The sequence below is a fragment of the Bradyrhizobium sp. Ash2021 genome (assembly GCF_031202265.1).
GTDB lineage: Bacteria > Pseudomonadota > Alphaproteobacteria > Rhizobiales > Xanthobacteraceae > Bradyrhizobium.
In genome coordinates, this window is the sequence record NZ_CP100604.1 from 4,132,249 (window position 1) to 4,152,294 (window position 20,046).

A 20,046-nucleotide genomic window follows, 5' to 3' on the forward strand; every position below is an offset into this window, starting at 1 on the left:
GACGAAGCAATCCATTCTTCCTTTGCCGCACGATGGATTGCTTCGCTTCGCTCGCAATGACGGCTGAGGGTCCTCACGCAGCCGCCGCCGCCGCTGCCGCCACCACCTTCGGCGCCGGCCGCGAGATCGCCAGCACGATCACCGACGCGACGACGCAAAGCGCGCCGGCAACGAAGAATGCCGGCAGGTAGGTCGCATATATCGTCCGCGACAGGCCGGCGCCGAACGCTGCTGAGGCAGCGCCGAGCTGGTGGCCGGCAAAGATCCAGCCGAACACCAGATTGGCGCGTTCCGGCCCGAACCGTTGTGCGGTGAGACGCACGGTCGGCGGCACCGTGGCGATCCAGTCGAGGCCGTAGAACATCGCAAACAGCGACAGCCCGTAGAACGAGAAGTTGGTGAAGGGCAGGAACAGCAGCGACAGGCCGCGCAGCCCGTAATACCAGAACAGCAGATGCCGGTTGTCGTAGCGGTCCGACAGCCAGCCCGAGACGATGGTGCCGAAGAAGTCGAAGATGCCCATGGCAGCGAGCAGGCTCGCGGCCTGAACCTGCGGAATCCCGAAATCGAGGCACATCGGAATCAGATGCACCTGGATCAGGCCGTTGGTGGAGGCGCCGCAGATGAAGAAGGTCGCGAACAGGATCCAGAAGGCCCGCGATTTCGAGGCGTCGCGCAGCGTGCCGAGCGCCGCCGCCATGATCGGCGCGTTATTGGGAGGCGGCGCCGGCAATGGCTCGGTGCCCTCATCGCCAAATGGCCTCAGACCCAAATCGCCTGGCCGATCGCGCATGATCATCAGCACGGCAAACGCCGCGACGCCCAGCATCACGCAGACCAGCCCCAGCGCGACGCGCCAGCCGTAGCGATCGGTCAGTGTTGCCAGCAGCGGCAGGAAGACGAGCTGGCCCGTGGCCACGCTGGCGGTGAGAATGCCGACCACCAGCCCGCGCCGCGCCGCAAACCAGCGCGCGGCAACGGTTGCGCCCAGCACCAGCGCGGTCATGCCGGTGCCGACGCCGATCACCACGCCCCACAGCAGCACCAGGTGCCAGACCTTTGTCATGGCCAGCGAGGCCATAAGACCGGAGGCCACCACCAGCAAGGCCGACAGCGTCACGTTGCGCAGGCCGTAGCGGTTCAACAGTGCGGCGGCGAATGGCGCCATCAACCCGAACAGGATGAACCGGATCGACAACGCCGAGGAAATCTCGGCGGGGGACCAGCCGAACTCCTTTTGCAGCGGCACGATGAACACGCCGGGCGCGCCGACGGTGCCGGCGGTGATCAGCGCGGTGAGGAAGGTCACGCCGACCATCGCCCAGCCGTAATGGATATTGCGGCGAGCGAGGGCGGCCGACAGCCAGTTCGAGATCATTGAGCCTCAGAGGGTTTGATTGGGAGCGCTACCAGGACGTCTTATGCAGGGTTTTCCGGGAAGTCGCTTGGAGGTTCACTTGAGGTTCACTTGGGGTTTTCCTGGAAATTCCGTCTGATTTGCTTGACCTGCGCATCCTGACGTAAAAGCCATTTGACTGAAATGGTGTACTTCCCTCATTTCAGGACATGCACCACAAGCGCTTAGTGGACGAAGCGCTCCACCGCAATCGCGGTGGCTTCGCCGCCGCCGATGCAGAGGGCGGCGACACCGCGCTTCAAATTCTGAGCTTCGAGCGCATGCAACAGCGTCACGATCAGCCGCGCGCCGGTGGCGCCGATGGGATGGCCGAGCGCGCAGGCGCCGCCGTTGATGTTGAGTTTGTCTCTGGGAATGCCAAGATCGCGCTGGGCGGCCATCGCCACGACGGCAAAGGCTTCGTTGATCTCGAACAGATCGACATCGCCGACGCTCCAGCCGACCTTGTCGAGCAGCTTGCGGATCGCCGGGATCGGCGCGGTGGTAAACCACTGCGGCTCCTGGCTGTGGGTGGCGTGGCCCTTGATCTCCGCCAGCGTGGGGAGGCCTTCGCGATCGGCGAGCGAGCGTTTGGTGAGGATGAGCGCTGCGGCGCCGTCGGCATTGGCGGAGGAGGCGGCCGGCGTGATGGTGCCGTTGGCGCGGAACGCCGGCTTCAGCCCCGGAATTTTGGCGGGATCCACTTTAAGCGGATGCTCGTCATTGGCGATGATGCGCGGGCCAGCCTTTTCCGTCAGGGTGATCGGCGCGATCTCGGCCCTGAACGCGCCGCCTTCGACCGCCTTGCGGGCGCGGGTCAGCGTTTCCATGGCGTAGGCGTCCTGGTCCTTGCGGGTAAACTGATAGGCTTCCGCGGTGGCTTCGCCGAAATCGCCCATCGAGCGGCCGGTCTCATAGGCATCTTCCAGCCCGTCCATCATCATGTGGTCGATCAGCCGGTCATGTCCGGCGCGATAGCCGGAGCGGGCCTTTGCCAGCAGATACGGCGCATTGCTCATGCTCTCCATGCCGCCCGACAGCACGATCCCGGCGGAACCGGCATTGATGATGTCGTGCGCCAGCATGGTCGCCTTCATGCCGGAGCCGCACACCTTGTTGATGGTGGTGGCGCCGGTGGCGTCCGGCAGTTTGGCGCCGCGCGCGGCCTGCCGGGCCGGTGCCTGGCCCTGTCCGGCCGGCAGCACATTTCCCATGAACACCTCGTCGATCCGCTCGGGGGCCAGTTTGGCCCGCTCCAGCGCCGCGCCGATCACATGCGAACCGAGCTTGTGCGCCGAAAACGGCGACAGATCGCCCATAAAGCGGCCGAGCGGGGTGCGGGCGGCGGAAAGGATGACGACGGGATCGGAGGTGGCGGCCATGGCGGGTCTCCTGGGATGTCAGATCGTTAACATTACGATCATCATATGATGCGCCGCAAAAATTGCAACCGAGCCCGTCATGACAAATTGTCGTGTTCGGATGAATTCGAGCATAGCCGCATGCGGTACTGCCGATTGACACGGGCATCGTCGGCGCTACGCTGCCCAAACAGGGAAGTTTTCCCAAAGAATCAAGAAAAGGGCAGGGGAACGCCGTGAAACGCGTCATCGCGTCTTGAGCGGAGCCGGGCGAACTTCCGCGCTCGCGCCATTCCACATCCGCAACTATCGCTTCCAATGGCCGTCCGATCTGCTCACCTCCTGGGCGTTCGAGGTCGAGACGCTGGTGCTCGGCTGGTACATCATGGTCGAGACCGGTTCGGTGCTGCTGCTGACTGTGCTCGCATCGTTGCAATATGTCGGGACATTGATTGCGCCGGTACTCGGTATGGTCGGGGACCGCATGGGGCATCGGGATCTTCTGGCCGCGATGCGCCTTGCCTATACCGTGCTCTCTGCGACCATCATGACGCTGGCGCTGACCGGGCATTTGGCTCCGCTGAATGTCATGATCATCGTCTCGATCATGGGCCTGATCCGCCCTTCGGATCTCGGTGTGCGCGGCGCACTGCTCGCGGACATTATGCCCGCCGAGCTACTGGTTGGTGCCATCAGTCTGGCGCGCACGACGCAGGACACCGCGCGCATCGCCGGCGCATTGACCGGTGCCGCATTGTTCGCCGCTCTCGGCATCGGTTTTGTGTATGTGGCGATCGCCTGTTTCTATCTCGCGGCCGCCGTCTTGATGCTTTGCCTGACCCGTCCGGCAAAATCTCTCGGCGCAGTCGATCACCCGGCGAATGATACGCCGAGCTCGACCCTGCTGCGGGACCTGAAGGAGGGCATCGTTTATGCCTGGAGTGGTCCGGGAATGCGCGCGGCGCTTTGCGTCGCGTTCCTGGCCAATCTCACCGCATTTCCCCTGACAAACGGATTGCTGCCTTACGTGGCGCGCGACATCTTTCATACCGACCAGACCGGCCTTGGCTATCTATCGGCGAGCTTCGCGGTGGGCTCGCTGATCGGTTCGATCACGCTCAGTTTGGCCGGCGGCGTGCGCATCGCCCGGCTTTTGATCGGCGCGACGCTTGCCTGGTACGCGATGCTGTTGGTGTTCGTCGAGATCAGGACAATGCCGGTGGCGATGGCCTGCCTTGTGCTTGCCGGCATGGCGCAGAGCATGTCGATGATTTCGGCCGCCGTAATGCTGATGCGCCACGCCAGCGCACATCTCCGTGGCCGCGTAATGGGGGTGCGCATGATGGTGATCTACGGCCTGCCCCTCGGGTTGCTTGCGGCCGGCAGCTTGATTGATCTGATCGGCTATTCCGCGACCGGCACGCTCTATGGATCTGCGGGGTTTATCGCGATGATGGCGATCGCGCTGCATTGGCGCGCCGATCTCTGGCCGGTGCACGCGCCGGCGAATGTGCGGTGAAAGGGCGATGAGGCGTTTATACGCCGTTAGCGCTTGCGATCCAGAAAGCCCTGCATCAGCCGCTGCGGTTCGCCGGTCAGGAACGATTGTCCGAACACGCCGACGCTCAAGTTGACGGATTCCGTCAACGGCAACTCTTCCCATTGCCGCAGTAGGGCCTTTTGCGTGCGCAGCGCCTCGGGGCCGCATTCGAGCAAGGCCTTCACCGTGTGCTCCACCGCGGCGTCAAGGCCGCTTTGCGGCGCGACTACGTCGACGAGGCCCCAGCCGAGCGCGGTCGGCGCGTCGATGTTTTCGGCCGTCATCACCAGCCAGCGGGCGCGGCCCCAGCCGATCAGCCGCGGCAGCAGCGCCGCGTGGATCACCGAGGGGATGCCGACGCGCACCTCGGGCATGCCGAACATGGCATCATGGGCGGCAATCCGGAAATCGCAGGCGGCGGCCACTTCTAGCCCGCCGCCGAGGCACCAGCCGGGCAGCCGCGCGATCACCGGCGCCGGAAAGTTTCGCACGGCTTCGCAGAGGTCGCGCAGCCGCGTGATGAAGGCTTCCGCGGATTTCTGCTCGAGTTTGGCCATCTCCTTGATGTCGGCGCCGCCGATCATGCTTTTTTCGCTCTGGCCGGCCAGGATCACCGCGCGGATGTCCTTGTCACCGGCGAGCTTCTCGAATCCCTCGCGCACGCCGTCGGTGACGGCGGAACCGAGGATATTGAGGGAACCGGCGTTGCAGATGGTCAGGCGAACGACGCCGCGCGGATCGCGGTCGACGCCGCAATGGGGATTGAGCATGTCCATGGAAAGTCTCGGCAAACAGGGGGCGGATCGCGCCACTTCCCGGACAAAGCATGGCCTTGTCAAGGGACCGGGAGGCGGCAGCGTTGCGAAGGCGCGGCGGCTGTTGTAATATGACATTCATCATTCAATGGAGCCGTCATGACGATCACCGATACCGCCGACCTGTTTTCGCCCGCCACCCGCCGGGAGCGCGTGGTGGAGTGGCAGGCGCCGGGGCCGGTAGCGAAGGCCGCGGCCAAAATGTCCGGGCTGGAGGTGATGGGTGCGATCCGGGACGGCATCCTGCCAGCGCCGCCGATGGCGCGGCTGATCGGCTTTCGCATGACCGTGGCCGAGCCGGGGCGGATCGTGATGGAATTGGCGCCCCATGAGAGCCTGGAGAACACGATCGGCCTGCTGCATGGTGCTACCGCCGCGGCCTTGCTGGACACCGCCATGGGCTGCGCGATCTCGACCATGCTGCCGGCGGGACAGACCTCGGTCACCCTCGACCTGAAACTGACTTATTTGCGGTCGCTGTCGGTTCGTTCTGGGACAATTCAGGCCGAAGGAAAAGTCGTAAAACTCGGTCGCCAGACCAGCTACGCCGAGGGTTTCGTCCGCGACGGCGCGGGTCATCTTGCGGTGCACTCAACCGCGACCTTTTCGATGATCGGCGCGGGGGAAAACGCGAAATTGATGCAGCTTTTCCGGGGCACAACTGCTATTATATGACTGCAAACATCCAATGAGACCCCCATGCGATATTCCAGGGAACACAAGCAGGAAACCCACGCGCGGATCGTGAAGAAGGCCTCGGTCCGGCTTCGCGAGAAGGGCGCGCACGGCATCGGCGTCGCCGATCTGATGAAGGAGGCCGGCCTGACCCATGGCGGTTTCTACGCGCATTTCGATTCGCGCGAAGCGCTGGTGATCGAGGCCTTTGCCTATGCGATGGACCGCTCCACCGAGCGCTGGCGCAAGATCGCCGAAACGACGCCGCCGAACAAACGTCTGGCCACCATCGTCGAAACCTATCTAAACCCGGTGCATCGCGACGATCCCGGCAATGGCTGCGCGGTGCCGTCGCTGGGCGCGGAAATCGCCCGCGAAAGCCCGAAGACCCGCCGGGCGTTTGCCGCCAAGCTGGAACAGATGATCGACATGATGGCCGATCAGATATCAGATGTTCCGCGGAAGACCGCGCGCAGGCGGGCGATAGCGGCGCTTGCGACCATGATGGGGACGCTGGTGCTGGCCCGCATCGCCGGCAGCGGTGAGTTTTCCGAAGAGGTCCTCGGCGCCGGTCGTGAGGCGGTGCTCGGCCGTGCCGCAGCGGCAAAGCCGGTGGCGAAGAAGCCACGGGCGAATTAAGGACGGCGGCCCTATGCGCGTTGTCCCGACGTTCGCCGGGACGGCGTGGTGGGTTTACGGCCCGCTGAACAGCGCGCGCTCGGCTTCCACGGTCTCGTAGATGTAATCGGCCACCGCACGGATCCGCGCCAGATCCTTGCTGTCGGCGTGCATCAATAGCCAGAAGGTGCGCGTGATCCTGACCTCGTTCGGCAACACCGCGCGCAGTTCGGGGTGCGACGTCGCCATGAAATGCGGCAGCACCGCGATCCCGAAGCCGGCAATGGTGGCGTTGAGCTGCGCGATCAAATTGGCACTGCGGAACTTTGCGGAAATCTTCGGCGAGACCTGCGGGAGATAATCCAGTTCCGGCGTGAACAATAGTTCCTCGATGTAGCCGACGAAGCGATGCCTGGGCAGGTCGCCGCGGGCGGTGATGTCAGGTGCGCGGTCGAGATAGGCTGGCGCGGCATAAAGCCCGAGGCTGTAATCCAGCAGCTTGCGGCCGACGATGCGGCCTTCCTTCGGCATCGACAGGCTGATCGCGATATCGGCCTCGCGCTTCGACAGGCTGAACAGCCGGGCGGTGGCGACGAGCTGCAGATCGAGATCGGGATAACGCTCGGTGAATTGCACCAGCCGCGAGGCCAGGAAGTGGCTGCCAAAGCCGTCGGGCGCGCCGATCCGCACCGTGCCGGTCAGATGCGCCCGCGAGCCGCCGACGGCCTCCTGGTTGGCGACGATGGTCGATTCCAGCGCCTCCGCGCTGTCGGCGACGCGCTGGCCGGCCTCGGTCAGCAAATATCCGGTCTTGCGGCGGTCAAACAGTTTTGCGGAGAGATGCCGTTCCAGCCGGTCGACACGCCGGATCACTGTGGCATGATCGACGCCGAGCTGTTTTGCGGCAGCCGAAACCGATCCGCCGCGGACAATCGCCAGCACGAAGCGGAAGTCGTCCCAATCGATCGTTCCGCCGCCTTGATCCAGCATTTCCGCACATCTATGGTGCAATATATCGGACTTGTATCCCAAGAAATGCGGGTCAAAAAGGCTTTAAAGCGAACTAGCCAGGGCCTCAGGGAGAAGATTCATGCGTTCAATCGGACATTTCATCGGTGGCAAAGAGGTCAAGGGCACGTCCGGACGGACGGCCGACGTGTTTGAGCCAATGACCGGCGACGTCCAGGCCAAGGTGGCGCTGGCATCCAAGGCCGAGGTTCGTACCGCGGTGGAGAACGCCAAGGCCGCGCAGGTGGACTGGGCTAATACCAATCCGCAGCGCCGCGCCCGCGTCATGATGAAGTTCCTCGAACTCGCGCAGCGCGATTACGACAAGCTCGCCGATTTGCTGGCGCGCGAGCACGGCAAGACCGTTCCCGATGCCAAGGGCGATATCCAGCGCGGGCTCGAAGTGGTCGAATTCGCCTGTGGAATTCCGCATCTGATGAAGGGCGAATACACCGAGGGCGCCGGCCCCGGCATCGACATCTATTCAATGCGGCAGCCGCTCGGCGTCGTCGCCGGCATCACGCCGTTCAACTTCCCGGCGATGATCCCGATGTGGAAATTCGCGCCCGCGATCGCCTGCGGCAATGCGTTTATCCTGAAACCGTCGGAGCGCGATCCCGGCGTGCCGATGATGCTGGCGGCCTTGATGATCGAGGCCGGCCTGCCGCCCGGCATCCTCAACGTCGTCAATGGCGACAAGGAAGCGGTCGATGCCATTTTGGACGATCCCGATATCAGGGCGGTCGGCTTCGTCGGCTCCTCGCCGATCGCGCAATATATCTATGAGCGCGCCGCCGCCACCGGCAAACGCGCGCAGTGTTTTGGCGGCGCCAAGAATCACGCCATCGTGATGCCGGATGCCGACATGGAGCAGACCGTCGACGCCCTGATCGGCGCGGGCTACGGCTCGGCCGGCGAACGCTGCATGGCGATCTCGGTTGCGGTGCCCGTCGGCAAGACCACTGCCGACCGCCTGATGGAGAAACTGATTCCGCGCGTCGAATCCCTGAAGATCGGCACCTCGATCGATCCGTCGGCGGATTACGGCCCGCTGGTGACCAAGGAAGCGCTCAACCGCGTCCGGAATTACGTCGACATCGGCATCAAGGAAGGCGCCACACTGGCGGTCGACGGCCGCGGCTTCAAGATGCAGGGCTATGAAAACGGCTTCTATATGGGCGGCTGCCTGTTCGACAACGTCACCAAGGACATGCGGATCTACAAGGAAGAGATATTTGGACCGGTGTTGTCGGTGGTGCGCGCGCACGACTACAACGAAGCGCTGGCGCTGCCGTCGGACCATGATTACGGCAACGGGGTTGCGATCTTCACCCGCGACGGCGACGCCGCGCGCGATTTCGCCGCCAAGGTGAACGTCGGCATGGTCGGCATCAACGTGCCGATCCCGGTGCCGATCGCCTATTACACTTTTGGCGGCTGGAAGAAGTCCGGTTTTGGCGATCTCAACCAGCACGGTCCGGATTCGATCCGCTTCTACACCAAGACCAAGACCATCACCTCGCGCTGGCCGTCCGGCGTCAAGGAGGGCGCGGAGTTCTCGATTCCGACCATGAACTAATCACGACGGAAATGCATTTCGCTCTCAACGAGGACCAGATTGCGGTTCGCGATATGGCGCGGGAATTCGCCGCGGAAAAAATCGCGCCGCATGCGATCCGCTGGGACGAGGAGAAGCATTTTCCGGTCGACGTGATGCGCGAAGCCGCCAAGCTCGGCATCGGCGGCGTCTATATCAGGGATGACGTCGGCGGCTCGGCGCTGACGCGGTTCGACGCGGCGCTGATCTTCGAGGCGCTGGCACAGGGCTGCCCGACGGTGTCGGCGTTCATCTCGATCCACAACATGGCGTCGTGGATGATCGATGCTTATGGCAATGACACCCAGCGCCAAAAGTGGTTGCCGAAGCTCTGCACCATGGAGCTGTTGGCCAGCTACTGCCTGACCGAGCCCGGCTCCGGCTCGGACGCCGCGGCGCTGCGCACCCGCGCGGTGCGCGACGGCGATCATTACGTGCTCAACGGCCAAAAACAGTTCATCTCCGGCGCCGGCAAGGGCGACGTCTATGTCGTGATGGTGCGGACCGGCGCCGACGGCCCTGGCGGCATCTCGACGCTGGTGATCGACGGCGACACGCCCGGCCTCTCGTTTGGCGCCAACGAACGCAAGATGGGCTGGAATGCGCAGCCGACCCGCGCGGTGATTTTTGAGAATGCCCGCGTCCCCGTTGAAAACAGACTCGGCGAGGAGGGCATCGGCTTCAAGATCGCGATGGCCGGCCTCGACGGCGGCCGCATCAATATCGCGGCGTGCTCGCTCGGCGGCGCGCAAAACGCGCTCGACAAATCGCTCGCCTACATGAAAGAGCGCAAGGCGTTCGGAAAACGCCTCGACGAATTCCAGGCGCTGCAGTTTCGCCTGGCCGACATGGCGACCGAGCTGGAGGCGGCGCGCACCTTCGTGTGGCGCGCGGCTGCCGCGCTCGACCGCAAGGACGCGGATGCGACCATGCTGTGCGCGATGGCCAAGCGTTTTGGTACCGATGTCGGCTTTGAAGTCGCCAATCAGGCGCTGCAATTGCACGGCGGCTATGGCTATCTCAGCGAATACGGCATCGAAAAGATCGTCCGCGATTTGCGCGTGCACCAGATCCTGGAAGGAACCAACGAGATCATGCGGCTGATCGTCTCGAGAAAACTGATCGAGGGGACGCGATGACGGCCGCCGCTGCCATCACCGAATCCGAAGGCGACCTGATCGCGCGCCGCGAAGGTACTGCCGGCATCATCCGCCTCAACCGGCCCAAGGCGATCAATGCGGTGACGCTGGAGATGTTTCGCGACATCGACAAGGCGCTTGATCGTTTCGAAGCCGATCCCGAGGTGGCCGTGATCGTGCTGGAAGGCGCCGGCGAACGCGGCCTCTGCGCCGGCGGCGATATCCGCGCGCTCTGGGAAAGCTCGAAGGTGAAGGGCGATCTCGGCAAGATCCTTTGGCGCGAGGAATACATCCTCAACGACCGCATCGCCAGGTTTGCAAAGCCCTATGTGGCCTTCATGGACGGCATCGTAATGGGCGGCGGCGTTGGCCTGTCAGCCCATAGCGCCCATCGCGTCGTGACCGAGAAGACAAAACTGGCGATGCCGGAAGTCGGCCTCGGCTTCTTTCCCGACGTCGGCGGAACCTGGCTACTGTCGCATTCGCCGGGCGAGATCGGCACTTATTTTGGCTTGACCGGGCAGACCATGAATGGCCCCGACGCGATCTATGCGCGGTTCGCCGATGCCGTGGTGCCGTCGGGCACGTTGGCGGCGTTGCGCGAGGCGCTCACCAAAGTGCGGCCGGGGACAACCTCCAGCGACGTCAAAACCCTGATCGACGGTTTTGCGACCGGTGCGGCCTCGGGTCCTGTCGCTGCCAACCAGGCGAAGATCGATGCCTGGTTCGGGCATGACCAGATGGAAGATATCGTCGCCGCACTTCAGCGCGACGGCTCCGAGCTGGCGCAATCCACATTGAAGACGCTGAACGAGAAATCGCCGCGCGGCATGGTGGTGACACTCAAACTGCTGCGGTTGGCGCGGGCGTCGTCGTCGCTGGAAGAGTGCCTGGTGCGGGAATATCGCGCGGCGCTGGAAGTTTTTGCCAGCGACGATTTTCGCGAAGGGGTGCGCGCCGCCGTGATCGACAAGGACCGCAGTCCAAAATGGTCGCCGCCGCGGATTGAAGATGTGACGCCGGAAATGGTGGCGCCTTACTTCGCCGAGATCGGCGCCGACGAACTGAAATTCGGCTAAATCAAACCAGAAACGTCCGGGAGGAAATCGAGATGGCAAATATCGCATTCATTGGCCTCGGCAATATGGGCGGCCCGATGGCGGCCAATCTGGTCAAGGCCGGCCACAAGGTGACCGCGTTCGATCTGGTCGAAGCCTCCAAAAATCAGGCCAGGAGCGATGGCGCTGCGATCGCCGACAGCGCGGTGGCGGCCGTGAAGGGCGCCGACACCGTGATCACGATGCTGCCCGCAGGCAAGCACGTGATTTCGGTCTGGACCGATGTCATTCCGTCCATGGCGAAGGGGGCGCTGATCATCGATTGCTCGACCATCGACGTTGAAAGCGCCAAAGCGGCGCATGCGCTCGCCGCCAAGCACGGCATGGCGTCGGTCGACGCCCCGGTGTCCGGCGGCACTGGCGGCGCCAAGGGCGCGACGCTGACCTTTATGTGCGGCGGCGAGGACAAGGCTTTCGCGGCGGCAAAACCCGTGCTGGAAAACATGGGCAAGAGACTCGTGCATTGCGGCGCCGCCGGCGCAGGTCAGGCGGCGAAAATCTGTAACAACATGATTCTTGCCATTTCCATGATCGGGGTCGGCGAAGCATTTTCGCTCGCGGAGAAGCTCGGCCTGTCGCACCAGGCGCTGTTCGACGTCGCCTCGACCTCGTCAGGGCAGTGCTGGGCGCTGACGTCTTATTGTCCGGTTCCCGGTCCGGTGCCGACGTCGCCCGCCAACAACGGCTACAAGCCCGGTTTCGCCTCGGCGCTGATGGTGAAGGACTTGACGCTGGCGCAGGATGCGGCCAAGGCGGTCGGGGCGGCAACGCCGCTCGGCAAGCACGCGCAGGAGATCTATAAGGCGTTCGACGCGGCCGGAAACGGCGGGGTCGACTTTTCCGGAATTATCCAGCACGTTCGGAGCCTCGCCGGAAAGTGATTTTCCGGTGTCATCCCGGCGCAACGGCTTTGCCGTTGTCGCTGGAGGTGCGAGCGCTTGCGAGCCTCGAAGGATGACAGGGTTGGGTGTATGTGGTCCATCCTTCGAGACGCCGCGTAGACGCGGCTCCTCAGGATGACGGCTGTAAACGCGGTGCGACCGTTCAGGGCTTAACATGACGACTTTCCAGGAAGCGCGTGCCTTTCTGCTCAAACACCGCGCCGACTACGATGCCGCGGTAACGGGATTCCGCTGGCCCGATCCGGTGCCGTTCAACTGGGCGCTGGACTGGTTCGATGCCGAGCTGGCGCACAACGCGGACAGCCGGGATCGCCCGGCGCTGTGGATCGTCGATGCCGGCAACGACAAGGAAATAAAACTCTCGTTTTCGGCGTTGTCGCGTCGTTCCAATCAGGTGGCGAATTTCCTGCGCGCGCGGGGGCTGAAGCGCGGCGATCATCTGCTGCTGTTGCTGGGCAATGTCGTGCCGCTGTGGGAGACCATGCTGGCGGCGATTAAGCTCGGCGTCGTCGTGATCCCCGCCACCACGCTGCTGACGCCGGACGAACTACGCGACCGGCTCGATCGCGGCCGGGCGAAGGTGGTGGTGGCGAGCCAAGACCAGGTCGCGAAATTCGCCGGCCTCGGCGGCGACCATCTGGTTCGTATCGTGGTCGGCGCAACGTCGAAGCATGAAGGCTGGTTGCCGTTCGAAGCGGCGGCAAGCGCTTCCGCGACCTTTACGCCGGATGGTCCGACCCAGGCCCAAGATCCGATGCTGCTCTATTTCACCTCGGGCACCACGGCAAAACCGAAACTGGTGCGGCATAGCCAACGCAGTTATCCCGTCGGCGGGCTGTCGACGATGTTCTGGCTCGGGCTGCAGCCGGGCGACGTGCATCTCAACATTTCCTCGCCGGGCTGGGCCAAGCATGCCTGGAGCTGCTTCTTCGCGCCCTGGAATGCCGGCGCCACCGTGTTCGTGGTCAACCAGCCACGCTTCGACGCCAAGGCGTTGCTTGCGACCATCGGGCGCTGCGGCGTCACCACGTTGTGCGCGCCGCCGACGGTGTGGCGGCTGTTCATTCAGGAGAAGCTCGCGGACTTCAAGGTTGCTCTTCGCGAAGTCTGCGGCGCCGGCGAGCCGCTCAACCCCGAAGTGATCGATCAGGTGCGTAGCGCCTGGGGCCTGACCATCCGCGACGGTTACGGCCAGACCGAAACCACCGCGCTGGCCGGCAATTCGCCGGGACAGAAAGTCAAGGTCGGATCGATGGGCCGGCCGTTGCCGGGCTATTGCGTCCAGATCACCGACCATGATGGCCACGTGACCAAGGAGGGCGAGGTCACGCTGGTGCTCGGCGCGGACAGGCCCGCCGGCCTGATGCAGGGCTACCAGGGCGAGGACGGCAGGTTATCCGGCGCCGACGGCGACCTCTATCGCAGCGGCGACGTCGTGTTCGCGGACGACGAGGGCTACCTGACTTTCGTCGGCCGCTCCGACGACGTCTTCAAATCCTCCGACTACCGCATCAGCCCGTTCGAGCTGGAAAGCGTGCTGCTCGAGCATGAATCGGTCGCGGAAGCCGCGGTTGTGCCGAGCCCCGATCCGATCCGGCTTGCTATCCCCAAGGCCTATGTGCTTTTGGTTGCCGGTGTCGAGCGGACGCCGGAAACGGCGCTGTCGATCTTCAAGCATTTGCACACGCGGCTGGCGCCGTTCAAGCGCATCCGGAAAATCGAACTCGTCACCGAACTGCCGAAGACGATTTCCGGAAAGATCCGCCGCGTGCAGTTGCGCCGGCTCGAACATGACGATGTCAGAAGCGATGCGTTGCGCGGACGGGAGTTCCGCGAGGAACAATTCCCGGAGCTGCAGAAAGTGCGGACCGCCGGGTCGGAGAGTTGAATAATGAATGAAGTCTGGAAGAAACCGCCGGTCTCGTTTGAGGCCTATCAGAACATGGTCGGCAAGGAGATCGGCGTCTCGTCGTGGCATCTGGTCGATCAGAACCGGATCAACGTCTATGCCGACGTGATCGAGGACCATCAGTTCATCCATGTCGATCCCGAGCGGGCGAAGAAAGAAACCGCGTTCGGCACCACGATCGCCCACGGCTTCCTCACGATGTCGCTGATGTCCATCATGTCCTATGAGGTGATGCCGGTCATCGAGGGCACGGCGATGGGTGTCAACTACGGTTTCGACAAGCTGCGCTTCATCTCCCCGGTCAGGGCTGGCTCGCGCGTCCGCGGCCGCTTTACGCTGACGGAAGCTACGTTGCGCAAACCGAGGGAATTGCAATCGCGCACCCATGTCACCGTCGAGATCGAGGGCGAGGACAAGCCCGCTTTGGTCGCCGACTGGATCGGGCTGATTTATTTTGCTTAACACATACACCGGCCGGGCTTGTCCCGGCCATCCACGTCTTGTTTGATGCCGCAATCAAAAAGACGTGGATGCCCGGCACAAGGCCGGGCATGACGAAAGAACCCAAATCCAGGAATTTGACAGATGACAATCAGGTTTGACGGACGCGTCGCCATCGTCACCGGCGCGGGCAATGGTCTTGGACGGGCGCATGCGCTGGGGCTCGCCAGCCGCGGCGCCAAGGTCGTGGTCAACGATTTCGGCGGTGCGCGTGACGGCACCGGCGGCTCGCTGACGCCGGCCGAAACCGTGGTCGAGGAAATCCGCAAAGCCGGCGGCACGGCGATGGCCGACGGCGCCGACGTCTCGAAGTTCGGACAAGTCACGGCGATGGTCGAGCGGGCTACGAAGGAGTGGGGCAGCGTCGATCTCCTATGTGCCAATGCCGGCATTCTCCGCGACAAGTCGTTTGCGAAAATGGACATTGCCGACTTTGCCAAGGTGCTCGATGTCCATCTCGTCGGCACGTTTTACTGTTGCAAGGCGGTGTGGGATGGCATGCGCGAGCGCAACTATGGGCGCATCGTGCTGACGACCTCGTCGTCGGGGCTGTTCGGCAATTTCGGCCAGGCCAATTACGGAGCCGCCAAAGCCGGCATGATCGGCCTGATGAACGTGCTGGCCGAGGAAGGCCGCAAGAACAACATCCGCGTCAACACCATCTCGCCGACGGCTGCGACCCGCATGACCGAGGAACTGCTGCCGCCGCAGGCGCTGGCGCTGATGCGCCCCGAGGCGATCACGCCGGCGGTGGAATTTCTGCTCAGCGAGGACGCGCCGACCCGCACCATCATGGGCGCGGGCGCCGGCTCGTTCGCGGTGATCAAGGTGGTCGAGACCGAGGGCGTCAATCTCGCCCAGTCCGACTGGACCCCCGACGCGATCGCGGCGAACTTTGCCGCCATCGGCGACATGTCCACCGCCAAGGCGCTGCAGGGCGCGTTCGAGCAGACCCAAAAGTATGTCGGGCAGGCGGCGGCGCGAGCGGGGATCAAGCTCTGATGACGTCATTCCGGGGCGATGCGAAGCATCGAACCCGGAATCTCGAGATTCCGGGTCCACGCGAAGACGCGTGTCCCGGAATGACGTAGACCCAGCCCATGTCGCGCGTTTCCAAAACCCACGTCGCCATCATCGGCGCCGGGCCCGCCGGGCTGATGGCCGCCGAAGTCTTGGCGCAAGGCGGCGCGCGCGTCACCGTCTATGATGCGATGCCGTCGGCCGGCCGCAAACTCCTGATGGCCGGACGCGGCGGGCTCAACCTGACGCATAGCGAGCCCCTGCCGCAATTTCTCGCGCGGTACCGCGAAGCGACGCCCCGTCTCAAGGCCGCGGTCGAGGCGTTTCCGCCGCAAGCTTTGCGCGACTGGAGCGAGGCGCTGGGGCAGCCGACTTTCGTCGGCTCCAGCGGCCGAGTGTTTCCAAAGGCGTTCAAGGCTTCGCCCTTGCTGCGGGCGTGGCTGCGGCGGCTGGATTCGGCAGGCGTGCAGTTCGCGCTGCGTCACCGCTGGACCGGCTGGGACGAGAGCGGCCGCCTGCTGTTTCAAACGCCGGATGGACCGCGCGTCATCGATGCCACCGCGACCGTACTGGCGCTCGGCGGCGCCAGCTGGCCGCGGCTCGGATCGGACGGATCCTGGGTCGAGATACTGACCGCGAAGGGTGTGCGTGTATCGCCGCTACGGCCGGCCAATTCCGGCGTCACCGTCGCCTGGTCCGACATTTTTCGCGACCGCTTTGAGGGCCAGCCGCTCAAGGGCGTGGCCCTGACGTTCGGAATGCACACCGTGCGCGGCGAGGCGATTGTCACCCGCGCCGGTATCGAAGGCGGCGCGGTCTATGCGTTGTCGGCCGAGTTGCGCGAGACGATCTTGAAGGCGGGGCGGGCCACGCTGCATATCGCGCTACGTCCCGATCTCGAGCCAAGCGACCTGATCGCACGGCTCTCCGCGCCGAAAGGCAAGCAATCGCTCTCCAATTTCCTGCGCAAGGCCGCGCATCTGTCACCTGTCGCCATAGGCCTGTTGCAGGAAACGGCGATATCGTCCGGCCTGTCGCTCGCCTCGCTGTCACCGGCCGATCTCGCGCGCCTGATCAACGCCATACCGATCGAACTCAACGGCGTCGCACCCATTGCGCGTGCGATCTCCACCGCTGGCGGCATATCCTTCGATGAGCTTGACGCCGATTTCATGATCCGCCGCTTGCCCGGCATCTTCGCGGCCGGCGAAATGCTCGACTGGGAAGCGCCGACCGGCGGCTATCTGCTGCAGGCGTCGTTTGCCACGGGGGCTGCGGCGGGCAGGGGCGTAGTGAAGTGGCTGAACCAAAGCTGACGGCTTCTCGTCATTGCGAGCGAAGCGAAGCAATCCACCTGTCGGCGCAAGGGAAGGATGGATTGCTTCGTCGCTTCGCTCCTCGCAATGACGCTTGGGACAACGTGCGAAGCCGCTACCGCAACTTGCCCCGCGCCGCCACCGGCAGCTTGCCGACGATCTCGTCGCCGCGCACCATCACCACCTCGTCCATCATGTTGACGACGACGCAGACATGGTTGGGCACGATTCGCACGACGTCGCCGATGTTAGGGCGGGTATTGCTGCGCGCGAGATCGAGAAAACCATGCTCCTCGGCAAAGCGCGCGATCTTCGCTTCGGGATGCTCGAGGATCAGGCCGTGGCCCTCGAGCCCGCCGCCGGTATCCGAGGTCAGCGTCTTGGAACCGGCGTCCAGGATGCCGCGATCCGGACCGGCGCGGCTGACGACGGTGGAATAGATGTTCAGCGCGCAATCGTCCCACGACGCGACGCCGGCTGCGACCTGCATGCGGTCGTTATAGATGTAGGTGCCGGGCCGGTGCTCGGTAGCGCCCTTGAGCTTGCCGACGTTTTTCAGGTTCGGCGTGCCGCCGGTCGAAACCATCGCGGCATCGAGCCCATGCGCGCGAACGCCAGCCAGCGCCTCGTCGAAGAATTTCTGCGCGTCCGCCCAGCCGGTTTCGGTCGGGTACAGCATGAAGCCCGCGAAAGTCAGTCCTTTTGAGGCCGCGATTTCGCGCGCCAGCGCGATGGCTTCCGCAGGCGTCTCGACGCCTGCGCGTTTGCGGCCGGTGTCGCATTCAACCACGACCGACAACGGGCGCCCCGATGCAGCGGCGGCTTTCGGCAGATATCCGACCACGACCGAATTGTCGGCGGCGACCGTCATGTTGGCCTTGGCCTGCAGCGCGCCGAGCCGGGCCATCTTCTCGTCGCCGAGCAGATTGTAGCTGATCAGGATGTCGTCGATACCCGCGTCGGCCATCACCTCGGCCTCGCCGAGTTTCTGGCAGGTGATGCCCTTGGCGCCGGCCGCAATCTGCATGGTCGCCAGCAGGGGGCTCTTGTGGGTCTTGATATGCGGGCGATTGGCGATACCGGCGGCATCGCAGGCGGCCTGGATACGCGCGATATTGGCCTCGACGCGGTCCATGTCGATCACGGCGCAGGGGGTGCCGTATTCCCGGGCGATCTTGGCGGCGAGGGGTGTGGTCATCGAAATCTCCGGTTATGCATCCTCGTCATTGCGAGCGCAGCGAAGCAATCCATCTTGTGACGTAAAGGAAGAATGGATTGCTTCGTCGCAAGTGCTCCTCGCAATGACGGTAGAAATGTCCTGCGGGTTAAGCCTGTTCAATCTCTTCGCGGAGCACTTCAAGCTCCAGCCATTTGTCTTCGGCCTCGGCCAGCTCCTTCTGCGCCTTCGTCAACGCATCCGAGGCCTGGTCGAATTTCTTGCGATCCTTCTTGTAGAGATCGGGATCGTCGAGAAAGCGCTGCTGTTTGGCAATTTCGGCCTGCAATTTCGCGATCGCCTTCGGCAGCGTTTCCAGCGCGTGCTTTTCGTTGAAATTCAGCCGGCGCCTCGATGCGGTCGAAGATGGGCCAGCTTTCGATTCCCTTTTTTCTTCGGCGGCTTTCACCGCCTCGCGCTTCAGATCGGCGCCGCGCTGCGCCAGCATGTCGGTGTAGCCGCCGGCATATTCGACCCAGCGGCCGTCGCCTTCGGGCGCGATCACCGAGGTCACGACGCGGTCGAGGAAATCGCGGTCATGGCTGATCAGGATCACGGTGCCGTCGTAGTCGCCGAGCATTTCCTCGAGCACGTCGAGGGTTTCGAGATCGAGATCGTTGGTCGGCTCGTCCAGTACCAGCAGGTTGGAAGCCTTTGCCAGCGACCGCGCCAGCATCAGCCGGCCGCGCTCGCCGCCGGACAGCACCTCCAGCGGCGTGCGCATCTGTTCCTGCGCGAACAGAAAGTCCTTCATGTAGCTGACCACGTGCTTCGGCTTGCCGCCGATCATGACATGATCGCTGCCGCCACCGGTCAGGGCATCCGCCAGCGTCGATTTGGGATCGAGGCTTTCGCGGTGCTGATCCAGCGTCGCCATCTCGATATTGGCGCCAAGCCGGATCATGCCGCTGTCGGGCGGGCTGCCGCCGGTCAGCATGTCGATCAGCGTGGTCTTGCCGGCGCCGTTGGGACCGACGATGCCGATGCGGTCGCCGCGCTGGACGCGGATCGAGAAGCCGTCGACGATCTTGCGATCGCCATAGGACCTGCTGATGTTCTTCGCCTCGATCACCAGCTTGCCGGACTTGTCGGCCTCGGCCGCCGCAAGATTGGCGTTGCCGGTCGCGCCGCGATAATCCCGGCGCTGGTCGCGCAGCGCATAGAGATTGCCGAGCCGCTTGACGTTGCGCTTGCGGCGGCCGGAGACGCCATAGCGCAGCCAGTGCTCCTCGTTGACGATCTTGCGGTCGAGCTTGTGCTGGTCGCGCTCTTCCTCGGCCAGCACCTCGTCGCGCCAGGATTCGAAGGCGCTGAAGCCGCGGTCGATCTGCTTGATCTGGCCGCGATCGAGCCAGGCGGTGGAGCGCGACAGGTTCGAGAGGAAGCGGCGGTCATGGCTGATGATGACGAGCGCACAGCGGCGGCTTTCCAGTTCGCCTTCCAGCCACTCGATGGTCGTGAGATCGAGATGGTTGGTTGGCTCGTCCAGCAGCAAGATGTCGGGCGAGGGCGCCAGCACCCGCGCTAGCGCGGTGCGGCGCGCCTCGCCGCCGGAGATGTGCGCGGGGTCTTCGTTGCCGGTGAGCCCAAGCTGTTCCACCAGATATCGCGCCTGATAATGATCGTCGCCCGGATTGAGCCCGGCCTCGACATAGGCCAGCGTGGTGGCGAAACTGGAAAAATCCGGCTCCTGCGGCAGATAACGGACGGTGGCGCCGGGCTGCACGAAGCGGCTGCCGCTGTCGGGTTCGACCAGGCCGGCCGCGATCTTGAGCAGCGTCGACTTGCCGGAGCCGTTGCGGCCGATCAGGCAGACGCGCTCGCCGGACGAGACCGACAATTCGACGCCGGACAACAGCGGCGTGCCGCCAAAGGTCAGCTTGATATCTTTCAACTGGATCAGGGGCGGCGCCAT

The 20,046-nt window shown here is 64.0% G+C and carries 17 protein-coding genes; 11 read left to right on the forward strand and 6 right to left on the reverse strand.

The window, feature by feature from the left end; all coding sequences use genetic code 11:
• Nucleotides 1–73 precede the first annotated feature (73 nt).
• Together NL528_RS19525 and NL528_RS19530 are read right to left on the reverse strand one after the other, a co-directional pair.
• A complete protein-coding gene (locus NL528_RS19525) occupies nucleotides 74–1,378 on the reverse strand; it encodes an MFS transporter (protein WP_309184303.1) in 1,305 nt (434 codons plus the stop codon).
• A 203-nt stretch (nucleotides 1,379–1,581) separates the two neighbouring features.
• Nucleotides 1,582–2,778, reverse strand: coding sequence for an acetyl-CoA C-acyltransferase (locus NL528_RS19530; RefSeq protein WP_309184304.1), 1,197 nt, complete (start codon nucleotides 2,776–2,778; stop codon nucleotides 1,582–1,584).
• 235 nt (nucleotides 2,779–3,013) lie between these two features.
• Between NL528_RS19530 and NL528_RS19535 the strand changes: the two genes are divergently transcribed.
• Nucleotides 3,014–4,276, forward strand: coding sequence for an MFS transporter (locus tag NL528_RS19535; protein WP_309184305.1), 1,263 nt, complete (start codon nucleotides 3,014–3,016; stop codon nucleotides 4,274–4,276).
• 26 nt (nucleotides 4,277–4,302) lie between these two features.
• On the opposite strand, the gene NL528_RS19540 is transcribed toward NL528_RS19535, so the two are convergent.
• Nucleotides 4,303–5,073, reverse strand: coding sequence for an enoyl-CoA hydratase (locus tag NL528_RS19540; protein WP_309184306.1), 771 nt, complete (start codon nucleotides 5,071–5,073; stop codon nucleotides 4,303–4,305).
• A 138-nt stretch (nucleotides 5,074–5,211) separates the two neighbouring features.
• Here NL528_RS19540 and NL528_RS19545 point away from each other — a divergent pair, with 138 nt between their 5' ends.
• Together NL528_RS19545 and NL528_RS19550 are read left to right on the forward strand one after the other, a co-directional pair.
• On the forward strand, nucleotides 5,212–5,787 hold the full coding sequence (locus NL528_RS19545) for a PaaI family thioesterase (RefSeq protein WP_309184307.1): 576 nt from the start codon (nucleotides 5,212–5,214) through the stop codon (nucleotides 5,785–5,787).
• A 24-nt stretch (nucleotides 5,788–5,811) separates the two neighbouring features.
• Nucleotides 5,812–6,426 (forward strand): TetR/AcrR family transcriptional regulator, encoded by a 615-nt coding sequence (locus NL528_RS19550; RefSeq protein ID WP_309184308.1) that lies wholly within the window; start codon nucleotides 5,812–5,814, stop codon nucleotides 6,424–6,426.
• A gap of 54 nt (nucleotides 6,427–6,480) precedes the next feature.
• Here the strand turns inward: NL528_RS19550 and NL528_RS19555 are convergent, their stop codons facing one another.
• The gene (locus NL528_RS19555) at nucleotides 6,481–7,395 is read right to left on the reverse strand and encodes a LysR family transcriptional regulator (protein ID WP_309184309.1); all 915 of its coding nucleotides are present in this window, start codon (nucleotides 7,393–7,395) and stop codon (nucleotides 6,481–6,483) included.
• Between the two features lie 100 nt (nucleotides 7,396–7,495).
• Here NL528_RS19555 and NL528_RS19560 point away from each other — a divergent pair, with 100 nt between their 5' ends.
• The 8 genes from NL528_RS19560 (at nucleotide 7,496) to NL528_RS19595 (ending at nucleotide 16,915) form a co-directional block, all read left to right on the forward strand.
• Nucleotides 7,496–8,992 carry a CoA-acylating methylmalonate-semialdehyde dehydrogenase gene (locus NL528_RS19560; RefSeq protein WP_309184310.1) on the forward strand — a complete coding sequence of 499 codons (1,497 nt, stop codon included), beginning with the start codon at nucleotides 7,496–7,498 and terminating at the stop codon, nucleotides 8,990–8,992.
• 11 nt (nucleotides 8,993–9,003) lie between these two features.
• On the forward strand, nucleotides 9,004–10,149 hold the full coding sequence (locus NL528_RS19565) for an isobutyryl-CoA dehydrogenase (RefSeq protein WP_309184311.1): 1,146 nt from the start codon (nucleotides 9,004–9,006) through the stop codon (nucleotides 10,147–10,149).
• On the forward strand, nucleotides 10,146–11,228 hold the full coding sequence (locus NL528_RS19570; protein WP_309184312.1) for an enoyl-CoA hydratase/isomerase family protein: 1,083 nt from the start codon (nucleotides 10,146–10,148) through the stop codon (nucleotides 11,226–11,228). Before NL528_RS19565 ends, NL528_RS19570 begins: the two co-directional genes overlap by 4 nt.
• Nucleotides 11,229–11,260: 32 nt before the next feature.
• Nucleotides 11,261–12,148 (forward strand): 3-hydroxyisobutyrate dehydrogenase, encoded by an 888-nt coding sequence (mmsB, locus tag NL528_RS19575; RefSeq protein WP_309184313.1) that lies wholly within the window; start codon nucleotides 11,261–11,263, stop codon nucleotides 12,146–12,148.
• A 175-nt stretch (nucleotides 12,149–12,323) separates the two neighbouring features.
• On the forward strand, nucleotides 12,324–14,057 hold the full coding sequence (locus NL528_RS19580) for an AMP-binding protein (protein WP_309184314.1): 1,734 nt from the start codon (nucleotides 12,324–12,326) through the stop codon (nucleotides 14,055–14,057).
• Between the two features lie 3 nt (nucleotides 14,058–14,060).
• Nucleotides 14,061–14,540, forward strand: a complete 480-nt coding sequence (locus tag NL528_RS19585) for a MaoC family dehydratase (protein WP_309184315.1) — start codon at nucleotides 14,061–14,063, stop codon at nucleotides 14,538–14,540.
• A gap of 123 nt (nucleotides 14,541–14,663) precedes the next feature.
• On the forward strand, nucleotides 14,664–15,581 hold the full coding sequence (locus NL528_RS19590) for an SDR family NAD(P)-dependent oxidoreductase (RefSeq protein ID WP_309184316.1): 918 nt from the start codon (nucleotides 14,664–14,666) through the stop codon (nucleotides 15,579–15,581).
• A 155-nt stretch (nucleotides 15,582–15,736) separates the two neighbouring features.
• A complete protein-coding gene (locus NL528_RS19595; RefSeq protein WP_309184978.1) occupies nucleotides 15,737–16,915 on the forward strand; it encodes a TIGR03862 family flavoprotein in 1,179 nt (392 codons plus the stop codon).
• Between the two features lie 115 nt (nucleotides 16,916–17,030).
• Here the strand turns inward: NL528_RS19595 and NL528_RS19600 are convergent, their stop codons facing one another.
• Both NL528_RS19600 and NL528_RS19605 read right to left on the reverse strand, forming a co-directional pair.
• Complete coding sequence (locus NL528_RS19600) at nucleotides 17,031–18,113, reverse strand: D-TA family PLP-dependent enzyme (protein WP_309184317.1); 1,083 nt, start codon at nucleotides 18,111–18,113, stop codon at nucleotides 17,031–17,033.
• A gap of 127 nt (nucleotides 18,114–18,240) precedes the next feature.
• Entirely contained in the window at nucleotides 18,241–20,046 is a 1,806-nt protein-coding gene (locus tag NL528_RS19605) for an ATP-binding cassette domain-containing protein (protein WP_309184318.1), read from the reverse strand.